Source organism: Micromonospora chersina (assembly GCF_900091475.1).
Taxonomy (GTDB): domain Bacteria; phylum Actinomycetota; class Actinomycetes; order Mycobacteriales; family Micromonosporaceae; genus Micromonospora; species Micromonospora chersina.
In genome coordinates, this window is record NZ_FMIB01000002.1 from 2,320,105 (window position 1) to 2,337,053 (window position 16,949).

A 16,949-nucleotide genomic window follows, 5' to 3' on the forward strand; every position below is an offset into this window, starting at 1 on the left:
GGGTGGTGGGACATCGCTACTGGCTCTTCGCCACCGTGGAGATGTCCTTGACGATCTGCTCCGGCGTCTTCGAGCCGGCGATCAGCTCGGCCACGCTGTCGTTGACCTGCTGGCCGACCGCCGGCGGGTACGCCTGGTCCAGGTAGAGCTGGAACCCGGTCGCGCTCGCCAGGGTCTCCGCCACGGTCTTGTTGTTGGGGTCCTTGATCCCGTCGACCGCGTCCTTGACCGTCGGCAGCACGGCGCCGGTCGCGGCGGCCTTGCGCTGGTTGCCGACCTCCAGCAGCGTCTTCAGGAAGTCGACGGTCGCCGCGGGGGCGTCCTTGCCCACCGCGAAGCCGTTGCCGCCACCGAACGCCTCGGCCACCGAGCCCTTGCCGCCGTCGACGGCCGGGAACGGGAAGAAGCCGAGCTTGTCGCCCAGCCCCTTCTTGCTCGTGGAGGAGGAGGCCTCCACGGCCGGCGCCCACTGGCCCATCAGCTCCATGGCCGCGCCGCCGTTGCCCATCGTGGCGGCCTGCCCGTCCGGCGTGCCGTAACCGGCGCCGAGGAAGCCCTTCTGGAACGGCTTGAGGTCGACCAGTTCCTTCAGCCGCTGGCCGGCCGCCACGAAGTCCGGGGTGTCGAAGTTGTGGTCCTTGGCGGCCTGTTGCAACGCGCCGAGGCCGCCGATGCGCATGGCCAGGTACGCCCAGTAGTAGTGACCGGGCCACTTCTCCTTGCCGGCCAGCGCGATCGGGACGACACCGGCGGCCTTGATCCGGCCGACCGCCGTCAGCAGCTCGGTCCAGGTCTTCGGCGCGGCGGTGACACCCGCCTTGGCGAAGAGGTCCTTGTTGTACCAGAAGCCGACCATGCCGATGTCGAACGGGACACCGTAGATCTTGCCGTCGATGGTGAACGGCTGCACCGACGCCGGCAGCAGGTTGCCGATCCACGGCTTCACGTCGTCGGTGAGGTCCTTGACCAGACCCGCGTCGACCTGCTGCTTGAGCACGCCACCGCCCCAGGACTGGAACAGGTCCGGCGGCGAGCCCGCTTGCGTGGCGGTGGTGAGCTTCGCCTTGAACGCCTCGTTCTCCAGCGGCTGGACGGTGACCTTGACGTTGCTGTGCGCGGCCTCGTACTCCTTGGCCATGGCCGCCCAGACCGGCAGCATCGGCTCGGTGTTCTGGATGTGCCACCAGTTGATGGTCTGCGGCGCGTTCGGGTCTTCGGCCTTGTCATCGCCGCAGGCGCCGAGCAGGAGCGCGCCGGCGCCGGCGCCGGCCAGACCCAGCAGCGATCTGCGGGAGAGGTGCGCTGTCATGTGCCATCCCTTCGAGGACTCAACGAGGTGCTCGGACGCGGAACCGATCAGCGGACCGCGTCGGAAGCGCGGCCCCGGAAGTTTCGGTCAACCTGCCGGTATTTTCAGGTGATGGCGGGCACGTTACGACGCCCCATGTTCGCGGTCAAGGCCCTGTCGCAACTCGACTTCAACCGTTACGGTGGGCGGGATTTCTGAAAGTTCCGGGCGAGTGCTTCCGGAAATTTGACGGAGGACCGATCAAAAGGAGCCGTACATGTCGACCGAGATCGCAGACGTGGCCACCGCCGCCCGGTCGATCCGCAACCCGGTCCTCACCGGGTTCCACCCGGATCCCTCGATCCTGCGCGTGGGGGACGACTACTACCTGGCCACGTCGACCTTCGAGTGGTACCCGGGGGTGCGCGTGCACCACTCCCGCGACCTGGTGCACTGGCGCGCGCTGGGCGGGATCATCACCGACCGCCGCCTGCTGGACCTGCACGGCTGCGGGGACTCCAACGGGGTGTGGGCCCCGGACCTGTCCTACCACGACGGCCTCTTCTACCTGGTCTACAGCGACGTGGCGAGCTTCGCCAGCGGCTACTGGGACCCGCAGAACTACCTCACCACCGCGCCGGACATCACCGGGCCCTGGTCGGATCCCGTGCCGCTGCACGCGCACGGCTTCGACGCCTCGCTCTTCCACGACACCGACGGCACCAGCTGGCTGCTGAGCATGAGCGCCGACTGGCGGCCGGGCCGGGACCGCTTCGGCGGCATCGAGATCCAGCGCTACGACCGGGACCGGCGACGGCTCGTCGGCAAGGCCGAGATCATCTTCCACGGCACCTCGGCGGGCCTCACCGAGGGGCCGCACCTCTACCGCCGCGACGGCTGGTACTGGCTGGTCACGGCCGAGGGCGGCACCAGCTGGGAGCACCAGGTGACGGTCGCCCGCTCGCGCCACCTGCACGGTCCCTACCTGGCCGACCCGGCCGGGCCGATGCTGACCTCCGTCGGCCACCCGGACCTGCGGCTCCAGAAGGCCGGGCACGGCAGCCTGGTCGAGACCCAGCACGGTGACTGGTACCTCGCCCACCTCGTCGCCCGCCCGTACACGACCCGGGGCAACTGCGTGCTCGGCCGGGAGACCGCGATCCAGAAGGTCGACTGGCCCGCCGCCGGCTGGCCCCGGATCCCGGGCGGGGTGCCCGCCGAGGAGATCCCCGCACCCGGCCTGCCCGCGCACCCCTGGCCGGACGAGCCCGCCACCGACGACTTCGACGGCCCCGAGCTCGGCACCTGCTGGTCGACGCTGCGCCGCCCGGCCAGCGCGGACTGGCTGGACCTGCGCGCCCGCCCGTCGCACCTGCGGGTGTACGGCGGCCAGTCGCCGGTCGGCCGGCAGCGGCCCAGCCTGGTCGCCCGCCGGGTCGGCGCCGAGCGCTGCTCGCTGGAGACGGTCGTGGAGTTCGACCCCGTCGACCACCGGCACCTGGCCGGCGTCACCGCCTACTACAACACCCTCAACTGGCACTACCTCTACCTGACCCGGGACGACGACGGCCGGGTGGTGCTGGAGTTGCTCAGCTCCGACCAGGGCCGGCGGAAGACGTACCCGGAACTCACCGTCGACGTCGGCGGCGCGTCGCGGGTCGGCCTGCGGGCCGAGTTCGACGGGCCCGTGGTGCGCTTCGGCTACGACATCGGGGACGGGTGGCGCCAACTACCGGTCGGGCTCGACGCGACGATCCTGTCCGACGAGCACGCCGCGCTGATCATCGACGGCGAACCCGCGGCCTGGGGTTTCACCGGCGCGTTCCTCGGCCTGTGGGTGCAGGACCTCGGCAACGACGGGGTGTACGCCGACTTCGACCGGGCCACCTACCTCGAGCACTGACCGTCCGCGCGCCGTCCCGTGGCCGGCCGGCCTCCGGAAGTTCCGGAGGTTGACGGGGCCAGATCGACGACCGTAACGTTCCGGCTCAGTACCGGAAATTGTCTCGGAAGTATCGGTGCCGCCCGCGTCCGGTCCGTCCTCCCGCCGCCCGCCGGAGGACCGATCCGCCGCCCCACGGGCGCCGTCTCACCACACCGCACGATCCTGCCTCGTCGACCCTGTCGACCCTCCATCCGGGAAGGAACGCAGATGAAACTCAGACGGTGGATAGCCGCCGGCGCGGTCGCCATCGCGACCGTCGGGGCGCTCAACGTCGCGCCGGCCACGGCCGGCCGCTCGTACAACCCGGCCGACCAGAGCCTGCGCAACCTCGCGCTGCGCCACGGCCTGGCCATCGGCACGGCCGTCGACCTGACCGCCCTCGACGACCCCGCCGACCCCCGGTACCGCCAGCTCGCGGCGTCGGAGTTCTCCACGGTCACCGCCGAGAACGCGATGAAGTGGGAGAGCCTGGAGCCGACCCGCGGCACCTACAACTGGGGGCCGGCCGACGAACTCGTCGCCTTCGCCAAGCAGAACAACCAGCGCGTACGCGGGCACGTCCTGGTCTGGCACAACCAGCTTCCCGCCTGGCTGACCAGCGGCGTCGAGGACGGCTCCATCAGCACCACGGAGCTGCGCGACATCCTGCGGAACCACATCACCGCCGTGGTCACCCACTTCAAGGGTCGGATCTGGCAGTGGGACGTGGTCAACGAGGCGGTCAGCGACCCCTGGGACACCCCGTCGACCCTGCACTACAAGGGATTCTGGGCCCAGCACCTCGGCCCCGGCTACATCGCCGACGCCTTCCGCTGGGCCCGTGCGGCCGATCCGCACGCCCTGCTGTTCTACAACGACTACAACATCGAGGCGTTCGGCTCGGGCGACCCGGCCAACGACAAGACCCAGTTCGTGTACGACATGGCCAAGGACCTGCTGGCCCAGGGCGTGCCGATCGACGGCGTCGGGAGCCAGGGCCACCTCGGCACCCAGTACGGCAACTTCGACACCCTCCAGGTCGCCGGTGCGCTGCGGAAGTTCGCCGGGCTGGGGCTGGCCACGGCGTTCACCGAGGTCGACGTGCGCAGCCAGCTGACCGCTGGCGTCCAGGCGGGCGACTCGAACGAGATCAACCCGCGGCTGCAGGCGTCGGCGGCGAACTTCAGCGTGCTGTTGCAGGCCTGCCTGGCGGAACGGCACTGCCTGTCGTTCACCGTCTGGGGGTTCACCGACAAGCACTCCTGGGTGCCCGGCTGGTTCTCCGACCCGCCGGAGGGCCTGGCCACGATCTACGACGAGAACTACCAGCCCAAGCGGGCGTACCAGGAGATGAAGGCCGACCTGATCTACAGCGGCCCGCCGTACGTCCTGCCGCGCGTGCCGCAGAAGCCGCGCCGCTAGACACACCTCGACCCGAGCGGGGCCGGTCGGTCGACCGGCCCCGCTCGGCGCGTCCGGGCCCACCTCGCCGTCGCGCCATCGGGCCCCTTCCGTGGCATTGATAGTTCGAAATTGTTCCGGTAGTTTTTCGAGAGATGCACTTCGATTGACTCACGGTGGGACCGGGACAGGGTCCCGATCCGCGTGGCCTCCGGGCGGCCGCGCACCGAGCCGACCACCGTGGCGGGCAGTCGTCGAGGTAGCCGTCCTCATCGGTACAGACATCGAAAGGCTCCCTCATGGACAAGGTGCTCGCCCGCGGCAGCGGGAGTACGACGGGCCGACGGCGATCCCGGGTCGCGCTGGTGTCGGCAGCGGCCGGGGTGGCGCTGGTCGCCGCGTCGGTGACGCTCGCGACAAGCGCCAGCGCCGGAACGACCCTCGGGGCGTCGGCGGCGGAGAAGGGCCGGTACTTCGGGACCGCGGTGGCCGCGTACAAGCTGTCGGACGCCACCTACGTCGGCATCCTGAACCGCGAGTTCAACATGGTCACCCCCGAGAACGAGATGAAGTGGGACGCCACCGAGCCGTCCCAGAACCAGTTCAACTACACGAACGCCGACCGGATCGTCAGCCACGCCCAGGCCAACGGCATGCGGGTCCGGGGCCACGCGCTGGCCTGGCACTCGCAGCAGCCGGGCTGGGCGCAGAACCTCTCCGGCACCGCCCTGCGGCAGGCCATGGTCAACCACATCACCCGGGTCGCCACCCACTACAAGGGCAAGATCTACGCCTGGGACGTGGTGAACGAGGCGTTCGCCGACAGCGGCGGCGTCCGCCGTGACTCCAACCTCCAGCGCACCGGCGACGACTGGATCGAGGTGGCGTTCCGCACCGCGCGGGCCGCCGACCCGGGCGCCAAGCTCTGCTACAACGACTACAACACCGACAACTGGACCTGGGCCAAGACGCAGGCCGTCTACAACATGGTCAGGGACTTCAAGGCACGCGGCGTGCCCATCGACTGTGTCGGCCTCCAGTCGCACTTCAACAGCGGCTCGCCGTACCCGGGCAACTACCGCACCACCCTGGAGAACTTCGCCGCGCTCGGCGTCGACGTGCAGATCACCGAACTCGACATCGAGGGTTCCGGCACTACCCAGGCCACCACCTACGGCAACGTCGTCAAGGACTGCCTGGCCGTGTCCCGCTGCACCGGCATCACCGTGTGGGGCATCCGCGACAGCGACTCCTGGCGGGCCAGCGGCACCCCGCTGCTCTTCGACGGCAACGGCAACAAGAAGCCGGCGTACACGGCGGTGCTCGACGCGCTGAACGCCGGCGGCACCACCCCGCCGCCGCCCACGACGACCCCGCCGCCCACCAGCGCCCCGCCGACCACCCCGCCGCCCACCACCCCGCCGCCGTCCGGCAACGGCTGCACCGCGTCACTCGTCACCAACCAGTGGCAGGGCGGCTTCGTCACCACCGTGCGGGTCACCGCCGGCGCCACCGCGCTCAACGGGTGGGCCGTCGCGCTGACGCTGCCGGCGGGCGCGAGCCTGGTCAACACCTGGAACGCCCAGCCCAGCGCCACCAGCGGCGCGGTGACCTTCCGCAACGTGTCCTACAACGGCCAGGTCGGCGCCGGCACCACCACCGAGTTCGGCTTCCAGGGCAACGGCACCGCCCCCGGCGGCACCCCCACCTGCACGGCGGGCTGACCGACCGCGGTCCGGCGCGGGGGTGCTCCCGCGCCGGGCCGCGGTCTCCCCAGCCGCGGAACGGCTGCCACCGCTTCGGCGGTAACGGACCACACGATCAGGGGCGGTCGGACAGCACCGCTCGCACCGCGCGGTGGCCGACGGCGTACATCGTGGGGTTGGTCTCCCGGTAGTAGGTCAGCGCGCTGACGAAGGTCAGCGCCCACCCCTTGCCGCGCGCCCAGGCCGCGTCGTCGAACCCGGCCGTCTCGCGGAACACCTCACGCGAGTCGGCGTCGAGGAGCGTCCACGCCGCCATGGCGTCACAGGCGGGGTCGCCGACGCCCGCCGCGCCGAAGTCGATCAGGCCGCACAGCCGGCCGCCCCTGACGAGCACGTTGCCCGCCAGCAGGTCACCGTGGCTCCAGACGGGCGGACCGTCCCAGGCCGGCGCCGCCAGCGCCGCCTCCCAGACGGAGAGGACCGCGTCGACGTCGACCAGGCCACGGGCGGCCTCGGTCCACTTCCGCAGGTACGCGTCGCGGTCGCTCAACGGCCCGCTGCGGTACCCGACCGGGGCGCCCGCGGTGTCCGCCCGCCGCAGGCCGGCCACCAGTTCCCCGAGGTCGGCGGCGAACCGTCGCGGATCGGTGTTGCCCTCCGCCGGGTGTTCGCCGTCGACCCAGTGGAAGACCGCCCAGGGCCACGGGTACGACTCGTCCGGCCGGCCGACGACGCGCGGCTCCGGCACCGCAACGGGCAGGTGCCTCGCGAGGACCGGCAGCCACTCGTGCTCGAACTCGACCTGGTGGACCGCGGATTCGATCCGTGGCAGCCGGACCGCGAGGTCGTCGCCGAGGCGGTAGATCGCGTTGCTCGTACCGCCGGAGGCCACGGGCGTGACCGGCCGGTCCGCCCACTGCGGGAACTGCCCGGCGACGAGCCGTCGGACCAGGGCGCTGTCCGTGCGTACCTCGTCCCTGTGCATCTGCCCTGCGGGCATTCCGGCCCTCCTCCGGTCGCGGTCGTCCGTGCACGCTAACCGGACCCGCCGCCGATGTCCCCGGAGTTGTCTGTTCCTGGCTGACCCGAGTTCGTCGCACCCGTCGGGCAAGCTGGCCGCTACCGACCTGGCCGGAGCGATACCGGCCCCGACGACCTGGAGGACATCGTGGCGGTCAGCGCCGACGACCTCGACGCGGCACTGTCCAGCGTTGTCGCCAGCCTCCGACCCGCGGTCGGGCTGGACTGGTCCGTGCCCGCGGGCAGCCTGGAGTGGGACTGCTGGCACACCGCCGAGCACGTCGGTGACTGCCTGATGTCGTTCGCGGGCCAGCTCGTGGCCCGGCCGGAGAAGCGGTTCGTCCGCTTCATGGCAGCCGCCGACAAGGACGCGTCCCCGGCAGAGGTGCTGGAGTTCGCCGAGGCGGGTGGCCGCATCCTCGCCGCCACGGTCCGCACCACCGGGCCGGGGGTGCGGGCCTACCACCCCACCGGTCGAGCCGATCCGGAAGGCTTCGCCGCCATGGGGTGCGTGGAAGCCCTGCTGCACGGGGACGACATCGCTCAGGGCCTCGGTCTCGCCCTCGATCCCCCGCGTGACGTGTGCGCCCGGCTGCTCGCTCGGCTGTTTCCGGACGCGGCGCGCGACCTTGCCGATGTCGACCCGTGGACGGCGCTGCGGTGGTCCACCGGCCGCCTCGCGCTGCCGGGGCGCCCGCGACTGACGGAGTGGAGCTGGCGGGCCGCGCCGTTGGGCGAATGAACCTCTCCCCAGCGGGATGACGGCATGGACCGCTTCGACGGCCGCTGCTGGCTGGACTGGTGGGCGAACACCGCCGTCGCCCGGAGCCTTCTCGCTGACGTCCGCTAAGCGGGGAATTCGACGCCGGCGAGCGGAACACCGCGGTACGCGGCGAGGTGTTCGGCCTGTTCGACGATGTCCTTGCGCGTCGTCGCCGACAGCGTCCGCCACGGCTGGACGGCGACCTTGAAGGTCTTGCCGGACTTGCGGGGACGCCAGATGCCGACCAGTTCACCGTCGGCCAGGACGGCACCGGGACGACCCAGCACCGGCCACAACTCCTTGACGTGGGCCGTGTCCGGCACCAGGGTCGCCCGATCCTTGGCCTGGAGGAACAGATCGTACGGCCCGAGAAGACGGGTTGCCCTGCCATCAGCCGAGTCGAACGCCTGCTCGTCGCCGGCCAGCAGTGAGCGCACCTCGCCGTCGACCACCACCTCGATCACGTCCTCGGGCCAGCGTGCCTTCACGTCCTTGACCGGGGCGTCGAGATAGTCGGCCACGTGCCTGGGGGTGGCCGGGCCGAGCAGACGCAGATACGTGCGAACGAGGTCGAGTCGGTCGTCCGAGGTGGCCGCCTTCGTGAACCGGGGGATGCGTCGCAGGACCGGGGGCGACGTGTCGAGTTGCAACTCCAGCCCGGCCCGTACGGCGGCCAACCGGAACGGCATCTCGTAGAGGTGGGTGGCGTCGCACGGCCGGCAGAACCGCAGGTACGGCTCCGGCATCACCTTCGCCAAGCGGCCGGAGACGTCCCCCTTGACCGTCGGCTCGGTGACGACGGCCCGCATGTGAGCGGCTACCTCGTCGAGGGCGGCCATGATGCCGATTCCCGCCGCCTTCAACGGCTTCGCCGCGTCGTAGATGCGCTTCCCGGCGTCAGCGTCGGAGAACGGCTCGACCGCGGCCGCCACCTTCCCCGCGTCGGCGCGGCGGTAGAGGTGAGGAGCGCCGCGCACGGTCCACAGCAGGATCAGGTCCTCCGCGGACATCGCCGCCACATCGACCCCGCGGAGGGCCAGCGCCCACCGGGCGCCGTCCGGACCGGTGTCCTGCACCCCGATGTCGAGCACGGCGGTGTCTTCCAGCGTGCCCTCGGCCCGGTCCAGCTGCTGGGCGCTAACGCGGAAGTTCATCACCTGGCGCCGATCAACCACCCCTACACCCTAGTCAGCGCCCCCGACAGACGCGGTGCGCGAGGAGACTCAACCGGTTGCCGAGGGCGGCTTCACCACCTGATACATGTTGTGGTCCTGCCACCGGCCGGCGATGTTGAGGTATTCCGGCGCCATGCCGAACCGCACGAACCCGTTGCGCTCCAGCACCCGCTGGGATCTGACGTTGTGCAGCAGGGTCTCCGCCTGCACCCGGTGCAGCCCCAACTCCTCGAAGGCCACCCGCACGATCTCACGCACCGCCCTGGTCGCGAACCCTCGGCCGTTGTGACCGGCGCTGACCCAGTAGCCCATGGCGCAGGACTGGAAGGGGCCGCGCACGATGCCGTTGAGCGTGATGCGGCCGATCACCCGTCCGGACTCGTCGAGGATGACGTGGGGCAGCTTCGACCCCTGCTCGTGCTGCTGGAGATCGGCTTCGATGACGGCGTGCTGGCCGTCCGCCGTGAAGTAGTCCTCGCTCCGGATCGGGTCCCACGGCGCGAGGAACTCCCGGTTGGCGCGGAGCAGGTCGGCCAGGGTCGGCGCATCCTCCACGGTGATGAGTCGGGTGATCTTCATCCATCCATCGTCGCAGTCCCTCCCGACCGGCTTACAGCGCACCACCGCGCCGAGGGTACGGCCATAGCATTGCCCCGTGATCGAGGACTTCGCGGATCGACTCCTGCGCGACATGGCCGGCCTCGATCCCTGCACCGCGGTCGTGGAGGCCGGCGAGCAGGATGTCGACGGGCTCACCGACTATGGCCCGGAGGGCCACCAGGCCCGCGCGGACCTCGCCGCCCGCGCCCTCCGTGAGCTCGACATCCTGGGTGGCGCACTGCCGACCGTGACTCCGCTGCACGCCCACCTCGCCGAACGGCTGCGGACGCGTCTCGCCGTCCACGACGCCGGGGAGGACCTTCGCGAACTGCACACCGCGGCCACCGGCCCGCTCCAGCTCATCCGCCAGGCCGTCGAGGCCGCGGTGCCCGCCCGCGGCGCCGAGGGCGCGGCCGCCGAGGAGGGCGGGGCCCGCGTCGGCGCACGCATGGCCGCGATCCCCGCAGCCCTGGACGGGTACGCCCGCAGCCTCCTGCTCGCCGCCGAGCGCGGCATGCTGCCGGCACGCCGTCAGGTGGAACTCGTCAGGCAGCGCTGCCGCAACTGGGTCGACGACGACGTCGCCCTGGTGAAGCGCTACGGCGAAGGGCGCCAGCGGACGTCGTTGCAGGCCGCGGCGGCGGCTGCGCGCGAGGCGTACCAGAAATTTGCCCGGATGCTGACCGCGGACCTGGCGCCCCGGGCCGTCGCCGAGGAAGCGTTCGGCCCGCAGCGGTACGCACTCTGGGTGCGCACCTTCCTCGCGACCCGGCCAGATCTGCGCGAGCTGTACGACTGGGGCTGGGACGAGTTCCGGGCGACCGAGACAGAACTGACCGCTGAGGCGAAGGCCCTGGGCGGGAGCGTGCCGGAGGTGCTCGCCTGGCTCGCCAGCCCGGAAGCGCCCGGCACGCTGCACGGCAGGGAGGCGTTCGCCGCCTGGTTGCAGGAGCTGTTGGAGGCCACGACCGCGCGGCTGGACGGCGTGTACTTCGACATCCCCGCCCCGCTGCGGCGTATCGAGTCGCGGTTGACCACGTCGTCCGGCGTCGCCTACGTCGGACCGTCGCGGGATCTGACGCGGCCGGGCCGGGTCTGGTGGTCCCTCCCCGAGGGCGAGGCCAGCTTTCCCACCTGGTACGCCTACAGCGTCGCCTATCACGAGGGTGTACCCGGCCACCACCTCGACCTCGGCTCAGAGGTGTGCCGGGGCGGTCTCGGGTCGCGGCTGAACCTGCTCGGCGGCCTGTCCGGCAGCCAGGAGGGCTGGGCACTGTACGCGGAGCGGTTCATGGACGAACTCGGCCTCTACGAACAGCCGGGTGCTCGACTGGGACATCTGTACATGCAGCTCCTGCGGGCGGCACGCGTCGTGCTCGACATCGGCCTGCACCTACGACTGCCGATCCCCTCCGGCGACGGAGCACGGTGGACGCCGGAGGCGGCGCTGGAGTTGCTGCGGGACCGCTGCCACCAGGGGCCGTACGCGCCCGCCGAGCTCGCACGATACCTGGGCCGGCCGGGGCAGGCGCTGGCCTACAAGGCGGGTGAGCGGGTGTGGCGGGCAGGCCGCTCGTCCTTCCCCGGCGACCGGCGGGAATTCCATCGTCATGCGCTGGAGCTGGGTTCGCTGGGCCTGGACCAGCTGGCGGCCGCCCTCCACGTCCGCCGGTAAACCCGTTGCGGCTGGGCGGCGTCCGGATGTCTGGTTGACCGGCAACCAGTCACGAGAGAGAACATGACGAGGATGTCGCTACCCACCCCCACGCTGCACACCACGCGCCTTCGACTGCGCCCCTTCGACGAGGCGGACGCGGACGACCTCTTCGCGCTGCACAGCAACGCCCACGTGCTGCGCTACTGGGACGCGCCGCCGTGGCGCGACCGCGTGCGCTCCGAGCGGTTCATCACGGCCTGCCGGCAGATGGCGCAGGAGGGCACCGGGGCGCGGCTGGCCGTGGACCGTGCCTCCGACGGGGCGTTCCTCGGCTGGTGCGGCCTGACCCGGTGGAATCCGGACTACCGCAGCGCATCGCTGGGCTACTGCTACGGCGAGGCGGCGTGGGGCCACGGCTACGGGACGGAGGCCGCGCGTGCCCTGCTGGGGTGGGCGTTCGACACGCTGGACCTGAACCGCGTCCAGGCGGAGACCGACACACGCAACGTGGCATCCGCCCGGGTGCTGGAGAAGCTCGGGTTCGTGCGGGAAGGGACGTTGCGCGAGGACTGCGTCGTGAACGGCGAGGTCTCCGACTCGTGGGTCTACGGGCTGCTCCGGAGGGAGTGGCGGCCTCGTTAGCAGGGCCGACGGCTCGGTGCGCAGCCTGGCATCCTGTTCACCATGCAGAGCGTGTACGAGGCTGCCGGGGGCAGTGCGGGTCTGCTCCGCCTGGCCGCCGCATGGCACGCCCGCGTCATGGCCGACGAGGTCGCCAGCGGTGGTGCGGATGCACAGCGGCAACGGCAAGCACGACGAGATGGACCGCCGCGCGATCGCCTGCTTCGACGACGCGCTGCGGGATGTCGGGCTCACCACCGACCCGATCCGGCAGGTGCTGCACGACTACTTCGCCTGGGCCACCACTACGACCATGGCCCGCTACCCGGAGTCGGCCGATGATGTGCCCGAGGGCCTGACCATCCCCCGATGGTCCTGGGACGGACCACAACGCTGAGCCGGAGACCCCACCCGCCGGTCAGTCGTGGCGGTGACGCACGATGTGGTCGATGTGGCGGATCGTGTCCTCGCGGTCGTCCTCGCTGATCGAGTCCCAGAGGTCCGCCAGCCAGTAGACCGAGCCCGACAGCATCCAGGCCCACCCGCGCACCCAGGTCGCCTCGTCGAACCCGAGCGCCTCCCGGTAGGCGGCCCGCGCGCGGGCGTCGAACAGGCTCCAGGCCGGCCGCACCTCGACCGCCGGATCGCCGCGGCCGAGACCACCGAAGTCGATCACCCCGGTGAGCCTGCCCCGGTCGACCAGCAGGTTGCCTTCCAGGAGATCACCGTGCAGCCAGACCGGCGGTCCGGGCCACTCGTCCGCCGCCATCGCCTCGTCCCACGCCGCGGTCACCGCCCGCCCGTCGATCCGGTCGCCGAGCGCCGCGATCGACCGGCGGGTCAACTCGTCCCGCTGCATCAGGGGTACGCCGCGCTGAATCCCCTGCTTGACCGGCCCGCCCATCGGGTCGATCGCCATCATCGCGCGCACGAAGCCGGCGAGATCGACGGCGAGGTCGACGAGGTCCTCCCCGGCTTCCGGGTTGCGACCGTCCAGCCACGGGACGACAGTCCACGGCCACGGATAGTCCCCGCCCGGCCGGCCGACCGCGACGGGCACCGGCACCGGCACCGGCAGGTGCGGCGCCAGCCGTGGCAGCCAGGTCGCGTCGGTCGTCACCTGGTCGAGCGCCCACGGCGCCCGTGGCAGTCGTGCCGTCAGGGAATCACCCAGGCGGAACAGCGCGTTGTCGGTGCCGTTCAGCGGCTGCGGAACTATCGGCAGGTCCGACCATTCGGGGAACTGCTCGTCGATCAGGGCGCGTACCTGCTCGGCAGCGACGACGATCTCTCCAGGGCGCATCGGCGCGACCGTAGAACCCGCTCGATCACCCTGTCCATCGAATTCGGCCCACTGGCACGACACAGGCTGGTCGCGTAGCTCTTATCCAACGGCCGCCAGGAAATCCGAGTAGAACAGGCCCAGGCCGACCGCCACGCAGACGCCGGCCACGATCCAGAACCGGACCACGATGTTGACCTCGCTCCATCCGGCCAACTCGAAGTGGTGGTGCAACGGCACCATCCGGAAGACCCGTCTACCGGTGGTCCGGAACGAGACGATCTGGATCACCCAGGTCGTCGTGATGATGACGAAGAGCCCGCCGATCATGATCGAGAGCAGCGTCGTGCGGGTCACCACGGCGAGCCCGCCGATCAGGCCGCCGAGCCCGAGCGCGCCCACGTCACCCATGAAGATCCGCGCCGGGGACGCGTTCCACCAGAGGAAGCCCACGCAGGCGGCGGCCGCCGCCGCCGCGATCATGGCGATCTCCAGGGGATCCCGGACCTGGTAGCAGTACTCGTTCGCGCGGGCGTACGCGCCGTCGGCGCACCAGTGCCGGTACTGCCAGAAGCCGATCAGCGCGTACGCGCCGAGCACCAGGATCGACGCGCCGGTGGCCAGGCCGTCGAGGCCGTCGGTGAGGTTCACGCCGTTCGACATCGCCGTGATCACGAAGACGAAGACCATGACCGCGCCGACCTTGCCGACGTCCAGCCAGCTGATGTCGCGGATGAGGGAGATGTGCTCGCTGGCCACGGTCTGACCGTTCGTGCTCGGTACGTAGAGCGCGGCGATGCCGAACCCGACGGCGACGATCGCCTGGCCGAGCAGCTTGCCTTTGGCGGACAGCCCGTCGGAGTTGCGCCGGAGCACCTTGAGGAGGTCGTCGAAGAAGCCGACCGCGCCGCAGAAGACGAACAGCCCGAGCAGCACCAGGGCCGTCATGGTCGGCCCCTCCTGCGCGATCTGCCGCTCGGGCAGCGTGGTCAGCGCGAGATGCCCGGCGACGTAGGCGAGGACGGTCGCCACGATGAAAACGACTCCGCCCATCGCGGGCGTACCCGTCTTCCCCTCGTTGCTGGCGAGCCCGATGGACCGGATCGGCTGGCCGGCCTTGAGCGCGGTGAAGACGCGAATCGCCACCGGCGTCCCGAGCAGGGAGATGATGAACGCGACGGCGGCCGCGACGATGACCGCCCTCACGGGCGAACCTCCACGAGATCCGGATGTCGCACGTTCTTCGGCAAATAATCGATCATGGGACACGAGCTTGCCATCCGACGGCGAGCGAAGCAGCCCCCTGGACCTCACCGCGCCGCGGTTCGTCACCCGCCGACACGAGCGGGGGCCGTGACCAGCTCGGGGGTACTGCGGGAAATATGATCAGGTCATGCCCTTGACGGTGGATGACGTCGACCGATTCGAGCTGTCGAGGCCCCGTCTGGAGGCCATCGCCTACCGTCTCCTCGGCTCCGCGGACGAGGCGCAGGACGCCGTGCAGGAGACGTTCCTGCGCTGGCAGGCCGCCGACCTCGCCCGCGTCGAGGTCCCCGAGGCTTGGCTGACGAAGGTACTCACCAACCTGTGCCTCAACCAGCTCACCTCCGCGCGGTCACGCCGCGAGACCTACGTGGGCCGGTGGCTTCCCGAGCCGCTGCTCGCGGGTGACCCGATGCTCGGCCCGGCCGACACCGCCGAGCAGCGCGAATCGGTGTCGTACGCGGTCCTCACCCTCATGGAGCGCCTGTCCCCCAACGAGCGGGCCGTGTACGTGCTGCGCGAGGCCTTCGACTACCCGCACCGGGACATCGCCGAGATCCTCGACATCACCGAGGCCGCCAGCCAGCAGATCTTTCACCGGGCCAAGAAGCATGTCGCGTACGGCAAGGCCCGCACCGAGGTCGACCAGGCCGCCGCCCGGCGGATCGTCGAGGAGTTCCTCGCGGCCGCCACCAGTGGGCGGACCGATGAGCTCGTACGCCTGCTCACCACGGACGCCATCTCCGTCGGCGACGGCGGAGGGAAGGTTCCGGCGCGCACCAGGGCGTTCGAGGGAGCCGTCGCGGTCGCGAAGTTCCTGTGGGGCCTGTTCAAGCCCGCCGAGGCCAAGCGCGCCGTCGTCGGCGGCGCGCCGGAGATCTACGCCTGGACCGCCAATGGCGAACCCGCCGTTGTGGCCGTCGTGGAAGGCCGGGTCGTCGCCATCATGTGCCTGGAGGTCACCGCCGACGGCATCGCTGCCTGCCGCACCCAGGCCAATCCCGGCAAGCTCGCACGCGCGACCGAGCAATGGGCGGCGTGCAACCACGGGAAGCCCCTGCTCGCGATGTGACGTGCATCATGCGCTCTCCTGTCAGGAATCGGCGGGCCATCCGGTTCAAGTGTCGAACCCGAACCGGACAGCAAGGAGCCGACGATGAGAGTGCTGGTGGCAGGAGCGACCGGAGCCATGGGCAAGGAACTGGTGCCGCGTCTGGTCGCTGCCGGACACGAGGTGTTCGCCATGATCCGCAGCGACTCCAACAAGGCCAGGGCGGCACAGCTGGGCGCGGTACCGGTCATCGCCGATGCGCTGGACCGCGCCCAGGTCGAGGCGGCCGTACGCGAGGCGGCCCCGGAGGTGATCGTCAACCAGCTGACGGCCATCGGGCACGTCGACACCCGCCACTTCGACCGCAGCTTCGCCGCCACCAACCGCCTGCGGATCGAGGGCAACGACAACCTCCTCGCGGCGGCACGCGCCACAGGAGTACGACGGTTCGTCGCCCAGAGCAACGGCGCGTTCACCTACGCGCGCACCGGCGGGCCGGTCAAGAACGAACAAGACTCCCTCGACCGCGCTCCGGTCAGCCAGATGGCCCCGATGATCGCCGCGATCGAGCACCTGGAAAAGGCCGTGCTGAACGCCACCTGGACCGAAGGGATCGTGCTGCGCTACGGCGCGTTCTACGGGCCCGGCACCTCCATGGCGCCAGGTTCAGCGCAGCTGGAGATGATCCGCAAGCGCAAGTTCCCGGTCGTCGGTGACGGCGGCGGGGTCTGGTCCTTCATCCACATCGCCGACGCCGCCGAGGCCACGGTCGCAGCGGTGGAGAACGGCGGCCGGGGTGTCTACAACATCGTCGATGACGACCCCGCCCCGGTCGCGGAATGGCTGCCCGAACTGGCAGCGATGCTGGGCGCCAAGAAGCCGATGCGCGTGCCGCGATTCGTCGGGCGGCTGGCCGCCGGAGAGGCCGGCGTCGTGCTCATGACCGAACTGCGCGGCGCATCCAACGCCAAGGCCAAGCGCGAACTGCACTGGCACCCGAAACACCCCACCTGGCGCCAGGGCTTCCAGATGGTGCCGTGACCCGCTGAGCCTCGCCCGGATGCTCAACCACAACTGACGAGGGCATCAGCAAGGGAGCCACCCTCCTCCGAGGGTGGCTCCCTTGTGTGGCTTCGATGGTGGGCGGTACCGGGAACTCTTCGGTGTGAAGGAATCATCGGGAGGACCTGGCCAGCGG

At 70.8% G+C, this 16,949-nt stretch carries 15 protein-coding genes; 9 read left to right on the plus strand and 6 right to left on the minus strand.

Going from position 1 to position 16,949, the window contains the following annotated elements; all coding sequences use genetic code 11:
* Nucleotides 1–16 precede the first annotated feature (16 nt).
* A complete protein-coding gene (locus tag GA0070603_RS10510; protein WP_091310966.1) occupies nt 17–1,309 on the minus strand; it encodes an extracellular solute-binding protein in 1,293 nt (430 codons plus the stop codon).
* A 256-nt stretch (nt 1,310–1,565) separates the two neighbouring features.
* Between GA0070603_RS10510 and GA0070603_RS10515 the strand changes: the two genes are divergently transcribed.
* The 3 genes from GA0070603_RS10515 (at nt 1,566) to GA0070603_RS10525 (ending at nt 6,337) form a co-directional block, all read left to right on the plus strand.
* Entirely contained in the window at nt 1,566–3,191 is a 1,626-nt protein-coding gene (locus GA0070603_RS10515) for a glycoside hydrolase family 43 protein (protein ID WP_091310970.1), read from the plus strand.
* Between the two features lie 249 nt (nt 3,192–3,440).
* Nucleotides 3,441–4,634: an endo-1,4-beta-xylanase gene (locus GA0070603_RS10520; RefSeq protein ID WP_091310972.1), complete on the plus strand. Its 1,194-nt coding sequence runs from the start codon at nt 3,441–3,443 to the stop codon at nt 4,632–4,634.
* A gap of 278 nt (nt 4,635–4,912) precedes the next feature.
* Nucleotides 4,913–6,337: a glycoside hydrolase family 10 protein gene (locus GA0070603_RS10525; protein WP_091310976.1), complete on the plus strand. Its 1,425-nt coding sequence runs from the start codon at nt 4,913–4,915 to the stop codon at nt 6,335–6,337.
* A gap of 97 nt (nt 6,338–6,434) precedes the next feature.
* On the opposite strand, the gene GA0070603_RS10530 is transcribed toward GA0070603_RS10525, so the two are convergent.
* The gene (locus GA0070603_RS10530; RefSeq protein WP_091310979.1) at nt 6,435–7,319 is read right to left on the minus strand and encodes an aminoglycoside phosphotransferase family protein; all 885 of its coding nucleotides are present in this window, start codon (nt 7,317–7,319) and stop codon (nt 6,435–6,437) included.
* A gap of 168 nt (nt 7,320–7,487) precedes the next feature.
* Here GA0070603_RS10530 and GA0070603_RS10535 point away from each other — a divergent pair, with 168 nt between their 5' ends.
* Nucleotides 7,488–8,081 carry a maleylpyruvate isomerase mycothiol-dependent enzyme family protein gene (locus GA0070603_RS10535; protein WP_091310983.1) on the plus strand — a complete coding sequence of 198 codons (594 nt, stop codon included), beginning with the start codon at nt 7,488–7,490 and terminating at the stop codon, nt 8,079–8,081.
* Nucleotides 8,082–8,185: 104 nt separating this feature from the next.
* Here GA0070603_RS10535 and GA0070603_RS10540 read toward each other — a convergent pair whose 3' ends face one another.
* Nucleotides 8,186–9,277 carry a winged helix DNA-binding domain-containing protein gene (locus GA0070603_RS10540; protein WP_208862856.1) on the minus strand — a complete coding sequence of 364 codons (1,092 nt, stop codon included), beginning with the start codon at nt 9,275–9,277 and terminating at the stop codon, nt 8,186–8,188.
* Nucleotides 9,278–9,325: 48 nt separating this feature from the next.
* On the minus strand, nt 9,326–9,856 hold the full coding sequence (locus tag GA0070603_RS10545) for a GNAT family N-acetyltransferase (protein WP_091310990.1): 531 nt from the start codon (nt 9,854–9,856) through the stop codon (nt 9,326–9,328).
* Nucleotides 9,857–9,932: 76 nt separating this feature from the next.
* Here GA0070603_RS10545 and GA0070603_RS10550 point away from each other — a divergent pair, with 76 nt between their 5' ends.
* From GA0070603_RS10550 to GA0070603_RS10560, 3 genes are all read left to right on the plus strand, one after another.
* Nucleotides 9,933–11,552 carry a DUF885 domain-containing protein gene (locus tag GA0070603_RS10550; protein ID WP_091310993.1) on the plus strand — a complete coding sequence of 540 codons (1,620 nt, stop codon included), beginning with the start codon at nt 9,933–9,935 and terminating at the stop codon, nt 11,550–11,552.
* Between the two features lie 72 nt (nt 11,553–11,624).
* Nucleotides 11,625–12,176 carry a GNAT family N-acetyltransferase gene (locus tag GA0070603_RS10555; protein WP_167544531.1) on the plus strand — a complete coding sequence of 184 codons (552 nt, stop codon included), beginning with the start codon at nt 11,625–11,627 and terminating at the stop codon, nt 12,174–12,176.
* A gap of 139 nt (nt 12,177–12,315) precedes the next feature.
* Complete coding sequence (locus GA0070603_RS10560) at nt 12,316–12,552, plus strand: globin family protein (protein ID WP_244282481.1); 237 nt, start codon at nt 12,316–12,318, stop codon at nt 12,550–12,552.
* 21 nt (nt 12,553–12,573) lie between these two features.
* On the opposite strand, the gene GA0070603_RS10565 is transcribed toward GA0070603_RS10560, so the two are convergent.
* Nucleotides 12,574–13,458: an aminoglycoside phosphotransferase family protein gene (locus GA0070603_RS10565; RefSeq protein WP_091311000.1), complete on the minus strand. Its 885-nt coding sequence runs from the start codon at nt 13,456–13,458 to the stop codon at nt 12,574–12,576.
* Between the two features lie 81 nt (nt 13,459–13,539).
* Nucleotides 13,540–14,643 (minus strand): phospho-N-acetylmuramoyl-pentapeptide-transferase, encoded by a 1,104-nt coding sequence (gene mraY, locus GA0070603_RS10570; RefSeq protein ID WP_091311004.1) that lies wholly within the window; start codon nt 14,641–14,643, stop codon nt 13,540–13,542.
* A gap of 187 nt (nt 14,644–14,830) precedes the next feature.
* Here mraY and sigJ point away from each other — a divergent pair, with 187 nt between their 5' ends.
* Together sigJ and GA0070603_RS10580 are read left to right on the plus strand one after the other, a co-directional pair.
* Nucleotides 14,831–15,772 (plus strand): RNA polymerase sigma factor SigJ, encoded by a 942-nt coding sequence (gene sigJ / locus GA0070603_RS10575; protein WP_091311008.1) that lies wholly within the window; start codon nt 14,831–14,833, stop codon nt 15,770–15,772.
* Nucleotides 15,773–15,856: 84 nt separating this feature from the next.
* Nucleotides 15,857–16,792 (plus strand): NAD-dependent epimerase/dehydratase family protein, encoded by a 936-nt coding sequence (locus GA0070603_RS10580; protein ID WP_091311010.1) that lies wholly within the window; start codon nt 15,857–15,859, stop codon nt 16,790–16,792.
* The last annotated feature ends 157 nt before the right edge of the window (nt 16,793–16,949 follow it).

Bases quoted from the DNA above. Each gene is read 5' to 3' on its own strand.
- GA0070603_RS10520 (WP_091310972.1), top strand. From the start codon at position 3,441: ATGAAACTCAGACGGTGGATAGCCGCCGGCGCGGTCGCCATCGCGACC.
- GA0070603_RS10565 (WP_091311000.1), bottom strand. From the start codon at position 13,458: ATGCGCCCTGGAGAGATCGTCGTCGCTGCCGAGCAGGTACGCGCCCTG.
- GA0070603_RS10525 (WP_091310976.1), top strand. From the start codon at position 4,913: ATGGACAAGGTGCTCGCCCGCGGCAGCGGGAGTACGACGGGCCGACGG.
- GA0070603_RS10515 (WP_091310970.1), top strand. From the start codon at position 1,566: ATGTCGACCGAGATCGCAGACGTGGCCACCGCCGCCCGGTCGATCCGC.
- GA0070603_RS10530 (WP_091310979.1), bottom strand. From the start codon at position 7,319: ATGCCCGCAGGGCAGATGCACAGGGACGAGGTACGCACGGACAGCGCC.
- GA0070603_RS10580 (WP_091311010.1), top strand. From the start codon at position 15,857: ATGAGAGTGCTGGTGGCAGGAGCGACCGGAGCCATGGGCAAGGAACTG.
- GA0070603_RS10545 (WP_091310990.1), bottom strand. From the start codon at position 9,856: ATGAAGATCACCCGACTCATCACCGTGGAGGATGCGCCGACCCTGGCC.
- GA0070603_RS10555 (WP_167544531.1), top strand. From the start codon at position 11,625: ATGTCGCTACCCACCCCCACGCTGCACACCACGCGCCTTCGACTGCGC.
- GA0070603_RS10510 (WP_091310966.1), bottom strand. From the start codon at position 1,309: ATGACAGCGCACCTCTCCCGCAGATCGCTGCTGGGTCTGGCCGGCGCC.
- sigJ (WP_091311008.1), top strand. From the start codon at position 14,831: ATGCCCTTGACGGTGGATGACGTCGACCGATTCGAGCTGTCGAGGCCC.